13 protein-coding genes, 1 tRNA gene and 1 pseudogene are annotated in these 13,305 nt (G+C 66.6%); 10 read left to right on the plus strand and 5 right to left on the minus strand.

Annotation, left to right across the window (positions count from 1 at the left end):
* Positions 1 to 17 precede the first annotated feature (17 nt).
* The 5 genes and pseudogenes from OKW78_RS01040 (at position 18) to OKW78_RS01055 (ending at position 4,286) form a co-directional block, all read left to right on the plus strand.
* Positions 18 to 1,331, plus strand: a complete 1,314-nt coding sequence (locus OKW78_RS01040; protein WP_281193484.1) for a carboxylate--amine ligase — start codon at positions 18 to 20, stop codon at positions 1,329 to 1,331.
* A gap of 229 nt (positions 1,332 to 1,560) precedes the next feature.
* The gene (locus OKW78_RS01045; RefSeq protein WP_281193485.1) at positions 1,561 to 1,959 is read left to right on the plus strand and encodes a VOC family protein; all 399 of its coding nucleotides are present in this window, start codon (positions 1,561 to 1,563) and stop codon (positions 1,957 to 1,959) included.
* A 164-nt stretch (positions 1,960 to 2,123) separates the two neighbouring features.
* A pseudogene (locus OKW78_RS16885) lies at positions 2,124 to 2,207 on the plus strand (site-specific integrase); the annotation flags it as partial.
* A gap of 45 nt (positions 2,208 to 2,252) precedes the next feature.
* Complete coding sequence (locus OKW78_RS01050) at positions 2,253 to 3,296, plus strand: PAS domain-containing sensor histidine kinase (protein ID WP_281193486.1); 1,044 nt, start codon at positions 2,253 to 2,255, stop codon at positions 3,294 to 3,296.
* A 498-nt stretch (positions 3,297 to 3,794) separates the two neighbouring features.
* Positions 3,795 to 4,286, plus strand: a complete 492-nt coding sequence (locus OKW78_RS01055) for a TspO/MBR family protein (protein ID WP_369335022.1) — start codon at positions 3,795 to 3,797, stop codon at positions 4,284 to 4,286.
* A 172-nt stretch (positions 4,287 to 4,458) separates the two neighbouring features.
* Here OKW78_RS01055 and OKW78_RS01060 read toward each other — a convergent pair.
* Both OKW78_RS01060 and OKW78_RS01065 read right to left on the minus strand, forming a co-directional pair.
* Positions 4,459 to 4,532 (minus strand) — tRNA-Ile (locus OKW78_RS01060).
* A 114-nt stretch (positions 4,533 to 4,646) separates the two neighbouring features.
* On the minus strand, positions 4,647 to 5,306 hold the full coding sequence (locus OKW78_RS01065) for an FxsA family protein (RefSeq protein ID WP_281193489.1): 660 nt from the start codon (positions 5,304 to 5,306) through the stop codon (positions 4,647 to 4,649).
* A gap of 140 nt (positions 5,307 to 5,446) precedes the next feature.
* Here OKW78_RS01065 and OKW78_RS01070 point away from each other — a divergent pair, with 140 nt between their 5' ends.
* The gene (locus tag OKW78_RS01070; protein WP_281193490.1) at positions 5,447 to 6,154 is read left to right on the plus strand and encodes a DUF1405 domain-containing protein; all 708 of its coding nucleotides are present in this window, start codon (positions 5,447 to 5,449) and stop codon (positions 6,152 to 6,154) included.
* Positions 6,155 to 6,224: 70 nt separating this feature from the next.
* Positions 6,225 to 7,271 (plus strand): hypothetical protein, encoded by a 1,047-nt coding sequence (locus OKW78_RS01075; protein ID WP_281193491.1) that lies wholly within the window; start codon positions 6,225 to 6,227, stop codon positions 7,269 to 7,271.
* A 332-nt stretch (positions 7,272 to 7,603) separates the two neighbouring features.
* Here OKW78_RS01075 and engB read toward each other — a convergent pair whose 3' ends face one another.
* Both engB and OKW78_RS01085 read right to left on the minus strand, forming a co-directional pair.
* Entirely contained in the window at positions 7,604 to 8,224 is a 621-nt protein-coding gene (engB, locus tag OKW78_RS01080; protein ID WP_281193492.1) for a GTP-binding protein EngB, read from the minus strand.
* A gap of 139 nt (positions 8,225 to 8,363) precedes the next feature.
* Positions 8,364 to 9,080: a DUF4013 domain-containing protein gene (locus tag OKW78_RS01085; protein ID WP_281193493.1), complete on the minus strand. Its 717-nt coding sequence runs from the start codon at positions 9,078 to 9,080 to the stop codon at positions 8,364 to 8,366.
* Between the two features lie 129 nt (positions 9,081 to 9,209).
* Between OKW78_RS01085 and OKW78_RS01090 the strand changes: the two genes are divergently transcribed.
* Positions 9,210 to 9,980 carry a 5-formyltetrahydrofolate cyclo-ligase gene (locus tag OKW78_RS01090; protein ID WP_281193495.1) on the plus strand — a complete coding sequence of 257 codons (771 nt, stop codon included), beginning with the start codon at positions 9,210 to 9,212 and terminating at the stop codon, positions 9,978 to 9,980.
* 109 nt (positions 9,981 to 10,089) lie between these two features.
* Positions 10,090 to 10,887, plus strand: coding sequence for a ZIP family metal transporter (locus tag OKW78_RS01095; protein WP_281193496.1), 798 nt, complete (start codon positions 10,090 to 10,092; stop codon positions 10,885 to 10,887).
* Here the strand turns inward: OKW78_RS01095 and OKW78_RS01100 are convergent.
* A complete protein-coding gene (locus OKW78_RS01100; RefSeq protein WP_281193497.1) occupies positions 10,884 to 12,455 on the minus strand; it encodes a cytochrome P450 in 1,572 nt (523 codons plus the stop codon). The two genes, OKW78_RS01095 and OKW78_RS01100, sit on opposite strands and share 4 nt — an antisense overlap.
* A gap of 114 nt (positions 12,456 to 12,569) precedes the next feature.
* Here OKW78_RS01100 and OKW78_RS01105 point away from each other — a divergent pair, with 114 nt between their 5' ends.
* Positions 12,570 to 13,280, plus strand: a complete 711-nt coding sequence (locus OKW78_RS01105; RefSeq protein ID WP_281193498.1) for a helix-turn-helix domain-containing protein — start codon at positions 12,570 to 12,572, stop codon at positions 13,278 to 13,280.
* Positions 13,281 to 13,305 lie beyond the last annotated feature (25 nt).

The following is a 13,305-nucleotide window of genomic DNA, read 5'->3' on the forward strand; positions in this document are numbered from 1 at the left end:
GACGCGAGAGGAACCGTATGGCAGACCGCTTCCGCTCGACCGAGGGGTTGATCGACGCGCTCGCGGACGCGTCGTTCGACCGACCGCCAGCGCTCGTCAGCAACGCACACGTCACCGGCCTCGGGGTCGCCCGCGCGCTCGACGCCCACGGCGTGCCCGTGATCGCGCTCGACCGCGCCGCCGGCGACGGAACGGAGTCCGTCACCCACGACGGGCTCGCACCGCCGTCCGAGGCCGTCGACTTCGCCGGCGCGGTCACCTACCCGCTCGACGACCTCGACGGCTTCCGCGAGGACGTGGAGGCGATCGTCGACGCCGCCGGCACCGAGGCGGTCGCGTTCGGCTGCATGGACGAGTGGGCGCTCGCGTACGCGGAGGCCGACCCCGACGGGGTCCGGCTCCCCTACTCGGGGATCGACACGATCGACGACGTGTTGAACAAGTCGCGGCTGTACGCGACCTGCGAGGAGCTCGGCATCCCGTACCCGGAGACGTACCGGCTCGGGGGCGGGAGTGAGGAAGGGAGCGATGGCGGGACGATCGACGCGGACGCCCTCGAGGAGGCGGTCGACGCCCTCGGCTTCCCCCTCGTGGTGAAGCCCGCCCGTAAACGCGAGTTCGAGGAGGCGTTCGGCACGAACGTGGTCACCGTCGCGGACCGCGAGGAGCTCGAGGAGGTCGTCGCGGGTGCGGCCGCCGAGGGCGTCGAGGTGATGGCCCAGAAGCGCGTCGACGTCGCGACCGGGAGGGACCACTCGCTGGCGTCGTACGTCCCGCCCTCCGGCGTCGACGACGCGCTCGCGGTCGTCGGCAACGCCGCGGTTCGGTACCCCCTCCAGTTCGGCACCTCCTGTCTCGTCGAGACGGCCGACGAGCCCGCGATCGAGGAGCGGGCGCTCGCCGTGCTCGACGACGCCGGCTACCACGGGATCAGCGAGGCGGAGTTCGTCTACGACGACGAGCGCGAGGAGTTCCTGCTGCTCGACGTCAACACCCGGCCGTGGAAGTGGATCTCGCTGCCCGTCGCCGCGGGCGCGAACCTCCCGATGGCCGCGTACGCGTCCGTCACCGACGCGGAGTACGAGCCGGAGGGGATCGACCCGACCCAACCGGACCGTTGGGTGTACCTGCGCGACTACCTCTCGCTTCTGGCCGGCGACGATCCCTTCTGGGACCAGCTGTCAGGCGACGACTGGCGGCGGCTCGTCGCCGGCTCCTTCGAGCGCGAGGGCGACCTGACGACCGGGATCTACCGCCCGTCCGATCCGGGACCGGCCGCGAAGCTGTTCGAGACGGAGTTCATCGACCGGGAGTACTACTGCTCCTGTTGAGGGGTTTCGGATCGAGTAGCGACGAGAGAGGGTGCCAGCCGGCCACCGACGGCAAATCAACGACACCACTGGAACCGACTACTGAACGCGGTGGCGGACTCTGCGTCTCGACTCAGGGATAGAGTAAGGGTACCGCGATTCCGGCGGCCACGTCCGGTGTGGGTTCGAGATCAGGTGTACGCCCATATGGCCACATCACGTTTTTGAACTAGACGGCCGCACCCCCGGTATGGACCCGAAATCGTTCTTCCACGTCGCCATCAAGACCGACGACCTCGACGCGAGCGAGAGGTTCTACCGGGATCACTTCGACGCCGAAGTGGTCGAGCGCGGCGACGCCGCCGACGGCGAGGAGGCGACCGCGGTGAACCACATCACGCTGGCCGTGGCGGACAAACTCGTCTACCTATTCGATGAAGCCCCGTACGAGGCGGCCGGATTGGTCGATTCCGTCCCGACGGGATTTCTTCACTTCGGTTACGTCGTTCCCGACGTCGACGCGGCCCACGACGACCTCGCGGATGCGGGCGTCGAGTTCGTCATGGAACCGACGGTGTTCGGCGACCTGAAGATCGCCTTCCTCAGGGACCCGAGCGGCGTCCGCGTCGAACTCCTCGAGCACTTGTAGGCAGCCGCACCGGGTGGAAAAACGAGACGGAGCGTGTGACGGGAGCCGGGAGCGGGAATCGACGGTGTCGCCAGTCGGTCCAGCGGAGGAGTTCCGTCAAGACTACCGGGTTCCCCGTTCGGGGAGCTCTGACGAACACCGAGCCGATCCCCGTCGTCGGTTCACAGGCGATCGAACCGTATCTCAACGCTCCGACGACCGAGGTCGTGAACACGGCCTTCGAGGAGGTGGGGTTCTCATGGGGTTGATTTTGCCGATCGTATTATATATCTTCCTTTGATGAGGGACATCCTATGAGGGGTTCTTCGCTGGGTCAGAGTCGTGATTTTCAAGAGTTGTTCGATCAACTCGATGGGGTTGCACTGTGGACCGCGACTAGTCCAGACGAGTTCGACTACGTAAGTTCGGGTTTTGAAACCATCTGGGGGATCCCGGGGGAGACGGTACGAAACGATGCCAGCGAACTACTGGACACTATCCATCCGGACGATCGGGAGCGGGTTCGCGCAAACATGGAAGGGTCGGACCGAGGAATCCAAGACGAGTCGTATGAGGGACGTGTCATTCGACCGGATGGATCGGTTCGATGGGTGCTGACACGCCAGGCGCTTCTCCGAGATCAAACGGGAAACATAACGGAGGCGGTCGGGATCTCGACGGACATAACGGAACAAAAGCATCGAGAACAGGAGTTAGCGGTCCTGAATCGAATCGTTCGCCACGACATTCGAAACGATATGGCGGTCGTGAACGGGTGGGCAGAGTTGCTTAAAAAGCACGTGGATGAGGAGGGTGAAGAGTACCTTCAGAAGGTCCTCGATAGTGGTGAACGTATTATCGAACTCACGGAGACTGCGCGTGAATATGCCGACGTAGTATCGGATGACTCCCCCACGCTTGAACCGAAGTCAGTCCATTCGATTCTCGACACTGAACTGTCGCTTCGCGAGGAATCGTTCCCCGACGCGGAGTTCGTTCGCGGTGATATCCCCCCGGACGTCGAGGTCGTCGCCAATGGAATGCTCAGTTCGGTTTTCCGAAACCTGTTGAACAACGCCGTTCAGCACAACGACAAGGACACGCCCGTCGTTGAGGTCTCCTGTGAGGTGCGGGACGACGATGTCGTCGTTCGAGTCGCTGATAACGGCCCTGGACTCCCGGACGACCTGAAGGAAGTCGTCTTCGGCAAAGGCGAAAAGAGCCTCGGTAGTTCCGGATCTGGAATGGGACTGTATCTCGTTAATACGTTGGTCGCCGAATACGGTGGGGACGTTTGGATCGAAGACAACGAGCCTAAAGGGGCCGTATTCGTCGTGAAACTCCCACGAGCCGAGTGACTTGATCTGGCGGTTGTTGGTATGAGCCGTCCTTCCGAAGATCAGTCCTCGACTACCATCGAGAACCACGTTCGCGCGCTCCGACTCGAGGAGCGCGTCGTTCGCGTCGACGCTGACGACCGCCAGCACGTGATTGGGGTACCACAGGAGGCAGATCCCCTCCGCTGCGAGGTCGATGTGGAACTCCTTCGTCCGTGCGCTACTGTGGCGGACCGCTTCCTTTGAGGCCATACTGCCGGCTGGTCGTCGGTGGTAGTTTAGCCTGACCCGTGGGGTTACGAACGGTTCCGGACGTTCGAAAATCGCGGGACGTGACCCGGTTAGCGTTGTTCGGGATGGTGTTCCGGATGGACTGCTCCATCGGAATCCTCACACAACGCTTAGGGTCGTGGGTCCTTGTCTGAAACGCGGCGCGTAGTTCGGAGATCGGATCATCGCTTGCGAACCTTCGCAACGCCGAATCCCACTAGGCGCAACCGCTACCCGTGTCCGTGGAGTATGAAAGGTATGCTTCAGCATTACGAGCTAACGACACGTGAGGGCGTTATCGCCCTCGGCGTGATTCTGTCGGTAAACGCGCTCGGGGCGGTCCCGGCCGTGTTCTTCGGTGCGGATACGGACTGGATCGAGCGTCCATGGTTCTACCCACCGGAAATTCTCTTTCCGATCGTATGGACACTCCTGTTCACGCTCATGGGAGTGGCCCTCTTCATCGTCTGGCGGCATGGTACGGATCGGCCGTCAGTTCGAATCGCGCTCGCCATGTTCGCCGTCCAGTTCGCTCTGAATCTGAGCTGGACGCCAGTCTTCTTCGGACTTCAGCGGCCCGATCTGGGGCTCGCCGTGATCGTTGTGCTGTGGGTAGCGATCATCGCCACCGTTGTGCTGTTCTCTCGCATCAGTCGTATCGCGGCCGTTTTGCTGACTCCGTATCTCGGGTGGGTTTCGTTTGCGGTCGCGCTCAATTACGCGATCTACGCTACTGGGTAACGGTGTGTGGTCGGCTAACTGTAACCGAAGGATGCCTTGCCCTTTCGCGAGAAATGTGGTTGAACTCCTCAGAGATACACCCTTCTAGAAGTGGCGAGTTACAACGGAATTAGGTGGCTGGGGAGTTCCCAGCCCCTAACACGCCACGGCTAAAGACCGTGAGCGTCGTAGGTGGGCCAACACGGATTTGAACCGTGGACCTCCCGGTTATCAGCCGAGCGCTCAACCTGACTGAGCTATTGGCCCAGGTGAGCGCATCAGGTGCTTTCGTGGGTAGGATTTTAAGGGTTTCCTTTCAATAGCGCGCCGCCGTCACGCGGTTTGTGACCGGATCGCGAGACCCGAACGGGGTCCGAAGGTTCACTCGGAGCGCTCCTCGCGTTCCGGATCGTCGTCCTCGACCGTGTACTCCACGTCGACGACGTCCTCCGGGTCGTCGTCGGATCCGCTTCCCCTTGCTTCGCTACCACCGATGCCGCCCGAGGGGTCCCCGTCGTCTCCGGACGAACCCGGAAAACCGCCCGGGAAGTCCTCGGCATCACCCGGGAAGCCGTCGACGTCGCCCGGGAACCCGCCGTCGCTCCCGGTGGCGTCTCCGCCGGGAAAACCGCCGATGTACACGTTTCCGGTGGCGAACCCGCCGGTCTCGCTGTCGATGTACGGGACGACGACGTACCGCTTGACCGCCATCCTGATCGGGACCCGCGTGAGCGGCAACGCGAGGAGGAATCCGAGCGCGTCGGTGACCAATCCGGGGGTGAGCAGGAACGCGCCGGCGGCGATGAGAAGTCCACCGTCGAGCAACTCGTCGGTCGGGGGTTCGCCGCGGGCGAGCTTCCGTTGGACCCGCGCGAGCGTCGCGCGCCCCTCGGCGCGCAGGAGCAGCATGCCGAGTATCGCCGTCAAGACCACGAGTCCGACCGTCATGGGCCATCCGAGTCGCGTCGCGACGAAGACGAGGAACAACGCGTCGGCGAGGGGGACGACGAGGAGCAACGCGAGCAGCGTTCGCGGGCGCATGCCCCACGGTTCCGGCCCGGTCCCCATAGCCCTTTTCGTCGCGGCTTGGTGCCGTCGGTCGGCACGGTCTTCGATCGACTCCGCCGGCAACCGCCACCCGCGACCGCCACGGCTTTGAACCGGCGGGCCGAGCCTCGGTCATGGACATCGTCGGCGCGCTCGGCCGCGACCCGCCCGAGTGCGGAGTCTCGGAGGACGGCCGGCTTCCCCGATGGGTCGCGCCGCTGCCGTCGGCGCTGGAGGACGTCGCCTATCGATTCGTCTGGGCCATCGTCGCGATCAACCTCCTCGGGACCGCCTTCGGCTTCTGGTACTACCGGTTCCAGTTCGCGCGGGTGCCCGTCGAGATGTGGCCGTTCGTTCCCGACAGTCCGGGGGCGACGCTGCTGATCGCGCTCGCGTTCGCGTCGTGGGCGGTGGGCCGCTCCAGCGACACGCTCGCGGCGCTGGCCTTCTTCGGGAACATTAAGCTCGGATTGTGGACCCCGTACGTGCTCGTCGTCTTCTACCCCGAGTTCCTCGCGAATTCGGGGGCGGCCCTGTACGCGTTCCTGTTCGTGAGCCATCTCGCAATGGTGCTTCAGGCGTTCGTGCTCCACCGGATGACCGACTTTCCGGTGCGGGCGGTCGCCGTCGCGACCGCGTGGTACACCCTCGACTTACTGATGGACTACTTCGTCCCGGTGATCGGCGGAGTCACCCACACGTCGCTGCCGTACCGCGACGGGCTCCCCTGGTTCACGACCACCGTCCTCCAGGTCGCCGCCGCGGGTGCGGTCGTACTCACCGTCGTGCCGATCTTCTTCGCGCTCTGGACCCGCGTCGAGACGCTTCGAGTTCAGGGCTGAGCCGTTTCGCGGGTCGGACGAATCTCGGCTACGACGCCTGTTTAAGTCCCCGGGCGGCGTCGGACGACCCATGAGCGCGTACGAGCGGATCGCGGACCTCACCGTCACGATCGAATCGGTCGACCGGCGGCGGTACACCGCGGACACCACGAGCGGGTTCGAGCGGACTACCACCGAGTTCCGGCTGGCCGGCGACGGCCTGGTCGGGAGAGGCGAGGACGTCACCTACGACACCGCCGACCACGACGCGCTCGCCGGGACCGACCCGATCGACCTCGAGGGCGAGTGGACGATCGCCGATCTGTCGGCCGCCCTCGACGACGTCGACCTCTTCGCCGCGAAGCCCCCCGAACAGAAGTCCTCCCGGAACTATCGACGGTGGGCCGTAGAGAGCGCCGCGCTCGACCTGGGGTTGCGCCAGGCCGACACGAGCCTCGGGGAGTACCTCGGGATCGAGCCGGACCCCGTTCGGTTCGTCGTCTCGACGCGGCTCGGCGACCCGCCGTCGGCCGACCGGGTGGAGGAACTGCTCGCGGTCGACGGCGACCTGGAGTTCAAGCTCGACCCGACGCCCGACTGGCCCGACTCGGCGTTCGAGCGCCTGTGCGAGACGGACGCGGTCCGGATCCTCGACCTGAAGGGCTGGTACGAGGGGACCGACGTGGACGTGCCCGCCGATCCCGAGCTGTATCGCGACACGCTCGCGGCCTTCCCCGCCGCCGTGATCGAGGACGCGGCGTTCACGGCCGAGACGCGGCCGCTTCTCGAACCACAGGCCGACCGCCTCTCGTTCGATTACCCGATCGACGGGGTCGAGGCGATCGAGTCGCTCCCGGTCGACCCCGGCTGGTGTAACGTCAAACCCTCCCGGTTCGGCACGCTCGAGTCGCTCCTCGAGACGATCGCGTACTGTCGCGAGGAGGGTATCGAGCTGTACGGCGGCGGCCAGTTCGAGCTGGCGAGCGGGCGGACCGCGATCCAGACGATCGCGGCGCTGTTCTACCCGGACGGTCCCAACGACATCGCGCCGGGAGCGTTCAACGACTCCGAGGCGACTCCGCCGTATCCGAGAAGCCCGCTCAAGTCGAGCGATGACGCGGTCGGATTCGAGTTCTAGACTGCCAACCACCGAGCGGTCGGCGCGTGCCGTGAGCGGCCCCCGGGCCGCGAACGACCGCGCGAGGGAGTCGGTCGCCGACGGCGACCGACGAGGCTGGGGAGGTGTGAGGTGCGGGGCGGTCGCGGTTGAGTGGATTCAAAGGGGCAGTCGCGAGGACGACGGCAGCCGTCCCAAGCACCACAGGGAGCGAACGAAGTGAGCGACCGAGGAACGCAGGAAGGCTCCCGAGTCCCCGCGACTGGGGCTTTGGCGGCGTTCTCCGCAGTCACGCGGATCGAGTCTAATCGAGTTTATCAACGGATGGAGTCCTCGATATCCCCGAACTCGACCTACGAGACGAACTTCAACAGGTCGTCGCGATTGTGCTCGTGGAACCGTTCACGCAGACACTCCTCTAACGCGTCGATGTCGCCGCGTTTCGCACAGATCGGCGCGATCGTGTCCGACCACTGCTGCCACGGCGGGTAGAGCCCGAGCCGGTCGCAGATCTCGTTCAGCCGCTCGTCGAGGTCGTCGATCTTGTCGGTCTTGTTCACCGCCACGATCGGGTCGACGCCGACCTCCTCGAGGAACGCGAACATCTCCACGTCGTGCGGGACGTTTCCGCGCTCCCGATGGCGGTCGATGATGTCGACCGCGCTCTTCCCGTCGAGGACGACGACGCCCGCGAGAACGTGCTCGGCGTTCTCCTCCACGTACCGCACGACGTCCGTCTTGATCTCCTCGCGGCGGTCCTCCTCGACGCCCGACATGAATCCGAAGCCGGGGAGGTCCGTGAACATGAACGACTCGCTCGTCCAGTCGAAGTGGTTCGGCTGGCGGGTGACGCCGGGTTTCCCCCCGACTGAGACGTCGTGACCCGTCAACTCGCGCATCACCGTCGACTTGCCGACGTTCGATCGTCCCACGAGGACGACCTCCGCGTCGCGGTCCGGCCGGTCTTCGAACATACCGACACTCGGCCGGCGAGCGGGTTAAAGGGCGCGTCGTGGGGGCGACCGTTCCGACCCACGGTGGGGATGGAGGAGGATCGCCCGGTCGGTTCCCCGTCGGTCTCGGATCCTACTCGATCTCACGTTCCGTCCGATCTCACACCGATCCCGTCGAATCAGTCGGGTCGATCGGCTCCGCGGGGTCGGCCGAGCCGGCGTCGAGTTCGTCGCTCTGGGTCGCGAACGCGGAGCCGAACATCCGGAACACCGCGACCTGGCCGTAGAACTGGAGGAAGGGGACGAGGAGCAGTCCGACGACCGTGATCGCGAGGATCCCCGTCGCGATCCAGAGGACGAACGTGACCACGAGCGGCATGAAGATCGCGACGAGGTACTCCGTGCTCAACAGGGTCGGTTTCAGGAGACTGACGTCGAAAGCGGCACCGATCTCGCCGCGGGCCGCGTAGGCGGTCAGCGCCGCGGGAACCGCGTAGTAGACTAAGAGCAACACCGGCAGGAACGCGAGCGCTAAGAGCACTCCGAGCACTCCCACGATCGCGCCGGCGTCGCCGCCGATCGCTCCGCCCGCACCGATCACGACGAAGACGAGGATCCCGTACGCGAGCATCGGGACGAACGTGTACGCGACGGTGATGACGGTCCCGATGATCCCCTTCACGAGGAGGTCGCCCCAGTCCTCGAACTCCGGCGGGTCCTCCGCGCCCTCGACGGTCGTCTCGAGGACCCGAACGAGGTATCCGAGGATGACGAACGCCGGGAGCAACAGCACCGAGAGGAACCCTAACACGCCGCCGATGAGAACGCGTCCGATCCAGTCGCCGCGCAGCGGGTACGAGAGTCCGTCTTCGAGCATGACCGAACGATCCCACAGGAAGTATATAAAAGTACGTCGACAATCGGCGTCGGATCGATCGAGGGGAGCGGCCACGGATGGACGGCCCGTCCTCGAACCGCTTAATCGCCCCCTTCCCCTACGAGGACCATGGACAAACAGGAGGTCCGGATGTCGGTCTGGGACGCCCTCGAGGACCACGGGATCGCGCGGTTCCCGTTCCCGCCACACGACCGGATCCCCAACTTCGCGGGGGCGGACGAGGCCTGCGATCGGCTAACCGAGACCGCGGAGTGGAAGTCGGCGACGACGCTCAAGGCCAATCCCGACGCGCCACAACTCCCGGTCCGTCGGGCCGCGCTCCGCGCCGGAAAGAGCGTCTACGTGGCCCAGCCGCGCCTCCGGGATCCGGACCCGTTCCTCCGGCTCGATCCCGTCGCGATCGACGACGTCGACGCGGCCACGACCGTCTCGGGGATCTCGGAGTACGGCGTCCCGACCGCGCCGGAGGACGTTTCACACGTCGACCTCGTCGTCTCCGGGTCGGTCGCAGTCACGACGAACGGGTCTCGGATCGGCAAGGGCGAGGGATACAGCGACCTGGAGTGGGCGGTCCTCCGCGAGCTCGACGCGGTCGACGACGACACGACGGTGGCGACGACGGTCCACGAGCTCCAGGTCGTCGACGAGGACCCGTCACCGATCGACGAGGAGGCCGGAGCCCCGGACAAGGACGCGGCGTCGCTTCCCGAGCCCGACCGCCACGACGTGCCGCTCGACCTCGTCGTGACGCCGGATCGCGTGATCCGAACGGGAAGTACCGTCGACCGCCCTGCCGGCGTCGACTGGGACGCGCTCGACTCGGACAAACTGGCCGAGATCCCGGTGTTGGCCGAGCGCGCATCCGACGCGGAGCGGTGAGTTCCGACGGGTCGGCGAGTTCGGTCGGGAGCGATCCGAGCGAGGCGATCCGGATCGCGCCGCCCCGTCCGTCATCGGTTTGTCGCCGCGGCGAGAAGTTCCGGTACGAATGACTCTCGTCGCGAACCTCACGTTCGTCTTCGTCGCCGGGCTCGTCACGGCGCTCGCGACGGGGCTCGGCGCGCTTCCCTTCTTCTTTTTCGACAGCATCAGCGACCGTGGAAACGTGGTTCTCTGGGGACTCTCCTCCGGGATCATGGTGACTGCGTCGCTGTTCGGACTGATCGACGAGGGGCTGGCCGAGGGGACGATCGGGGAGGTCGCGGTCGGGATGGCGGTCGGCGTCGCCCTCGTGATCGTGGCCCACGAGGTCCTCCTCGACGCGGACGTCGACCCCCACGAGTACGAGGAGGCGGACTTCCGCAAGCTCGTGTTGATCCTCGGCGTTCTGACCGTTCACAGCTTCCCCGAGGGCGTCGCCGTCGGCGTCTCGTTCGCGGACCTCGGGCTCGAGGGCGGGATCTCGATCCTCGGGTTCACGGTGCCCGCGCTCGCGGTCTTCATGACGGTCGCGATCTCGATCCACAACGTCCCCGAGGGAACCGCGATCTCGATCCCGCTCCGGGCGATGGACGTCCCGGAGTGGCGGATGGTCTGGTGGGCGGTGTTCTCGAGTCTGCCACAGCCGATCGGCGCGGTGATCGCCTTCGCGTTCGTCCGGATCGCCCGGGACTTCCTCCCGTACGGGTTCGGCTTCGCGGCCGGTGCGATGATCTACCTCGTTGTCACGGAGTTCGTTCCGGAGGCGCTCGAGGCGGGCAGCGGCCTCCCCTACGGCGGCAAGCGCGAACTCGTCGGCGGGATCCTCCTCGGTACCGCGGTGATGGTTCCGCTGGCGTACCTCTAGTCGGCGACGTGGGCCGTCCCCGCGTCCAGTTCGTGGACCCGTACTCGAACCGGTCCCGACGGTCGCGTGTTCGCGCTGGCTCGAAGCTCGAGCGTCGCGTCCACCGCCTCCAGTCGGACGCGCCGGAGGAGCGCCGCGGTCGCGAGCCGCAGTTCCTGGCGTGCGAACCGCATGCCGATACAGTGGCGCGGTCCGCCCCCGAACGGGAAGTAGGCGTACTCCGGACGCTCCCCGACGGCCGGCCCGGGCGTGTCGTCGCCGTGGACGACCCCGCCGTTCCCACCTCCATCGTCGACCCCCTCCCGAAGCCACCGCTGCGGCCGATACGTCTCCGGGTCCTCCCACCACCGGTCGTCGCGATGGACGACCCACGGCGAGAGCGTCACCACGACGCCGGCGGGGATCCGATACCCGCCGAGCGTCACCGGCTCGGTCGGCTCCCTGAAGAAGGAGTGAACGGGCGGGCGGAGCCTGAGGGCCTCGTCGACTGCCGCGGTCAGCGCCGGACAGTCGCGGACCGCCGCGGGTCCCGGGTCGTCGTCGAACGCGGTGACCTCTCGGCGGACCCGCTCTTGAACGTCGGGGTGCGTCGCGAGCGCGTGGAGGGTGTAGGTCAGGCCGAGCGCGCTCGTCTCGTGGCCGGCGAACAGGAACGTCACGGCGTTGTCGAGCAGTTCGTCGTCGTCGATCGCGCCCAGTTCCGCGGCCGCGACGAGCGTCCCCAGCAGGTCGTCCGCCGACCCCGGATCGGCGGGCGGACCGGCGGCGCGTCGCTCGGCGACGAGATCGCGTAACGTGTCCCGGAGCGTGTCGAGGCGACGGCGGTATCGTCGGTTCGTCGGCGTCGGCACCCACTCGGGAAGGAAGGAGGCCAGCCGACGCATGTCGAACCGCTCGGTGATGCTCTCCGCGGCCGCCCGTACCGCCTCCCGCTCGCCCTCGACGTCGTCGCCGAGGAGCCCCTCGGCGAGGACCGAGAACGCGTACTCGGTGGCCGCCTCGTGGACGTCGACGGCGTCGCCGTCGCGCCAATCGTCGACCATCCCCCGGGCGTGGTCGACCATGGCGTCGCCGTACCCGTCGACGCGCTCGCGGAAGAACGCCGACCGCATCGCGGTCCGCTGTTCGCGCCACCGCTCTCCCTCCGCGAGGAAGAGCCCGTCGCCGAGGAGGTTCCCGAGTTGCTCACGAGGCATCTCGCCTTTCACGTAGCTCTCGTGATCCTCCACGAGGACTCGCCGGATCGCGTCCGGGTCGGTGAGGAGGTAACTCTCCGTGCCGAACACGTCGTACCGGGCGACGCCGCCGCGTTCGGCCGCCCGGCGTTCGTAGAAGCCGAGAGCGTCGGCCGCGATCGAATGGACGTTTCCGAGGACGGGAAGCCCGTCGGACTCCGGGGGTCGCGCGGCGGTATCGTCGACGACGGTCCCGCTCCCGTCGATGATCCCGTTGCCGTCGACGGTCCCGTTGCCGTCGGCGGTCCCGTCGTCGTAGGCATCTCCGGGATCCTCCGCGTCGAGCGCGCGTCGATCGTTCCCGTCGTCGCGTCGTCGAACCGAGTCGCTCATGTATTCGAATACGTGCGACCGCGTGCTGACGCTTCGGGCGGACACGTCCGCGTCCTTTTCAGTACTTTCGGACCGCCTCGTACCTTCAAGTCGCCGGCGACCGACTCCTCCCGCATGCGGTACGTCCACGTCGAGTTCCGGTTCCCGCCGTCGATCCGACACCCGATGCACGACTTCCTCGACGGCGGCGACGGCTGGCGCTCGGAACTCCTGACCTGGCGGCGGCTCGACGACGGAACGCTCGCGACGCTGTTTCGAGTCACCGCGCCGCGGGGACCGTATCTCGAGCGGCTTCGGGCCGTCGACTCGATCGAGCGGTTCGAGGTCGGCCCGCCGGGAAGCTCCACGGCCGACGACGATGGCGTCGTCGTCGATGACGGTGCCGGGGACGAGAGCGACGAGACGTTCTACCTCAGAGCACACGAGACGCTCGACGGTCCCCTCGACGCGTTCCTCGGGGCGTTTCTCGAGACCGAGTTCCTCTCGGTGCCGCCCGTGGTGTATCGCTCCGAAGGTCGGCTCTCGCTCGGCGTCGTCGGCCCGCCGGAGCAGTTACGCGGAGCGCTCTCGGCGCTCCCGGATCCGATCGATTCGGATATCGACCGGATCGGGTCGTATGCCGGCGGCCAACGCCTCGCCGGTGTCGAGGTGACCGACAGGCAGATCGAGGCCCTCCGGGCGGCACGACGGGTCGGATACTACGACGTGCCGCGCACCGGGTCGGTCGCGGACGTCGCCGACGCGCTCGACTGCTCGTCCTCGACGGCGGGCGCGCACCTCCGGAAGGCGGAGGCGACGCTCGTCGACGCGTATCTCGACGGTTGAACGGGAGGGAGACGGGTCGAAACCG

This window comes from Halorubrum sp. F4 (assembly GCF_027257195.1).
Lineage (GTDB): Archaea > Halobacteriota > Halobacteria > Halobacteriales > Haloferacaceae > Halorubrum.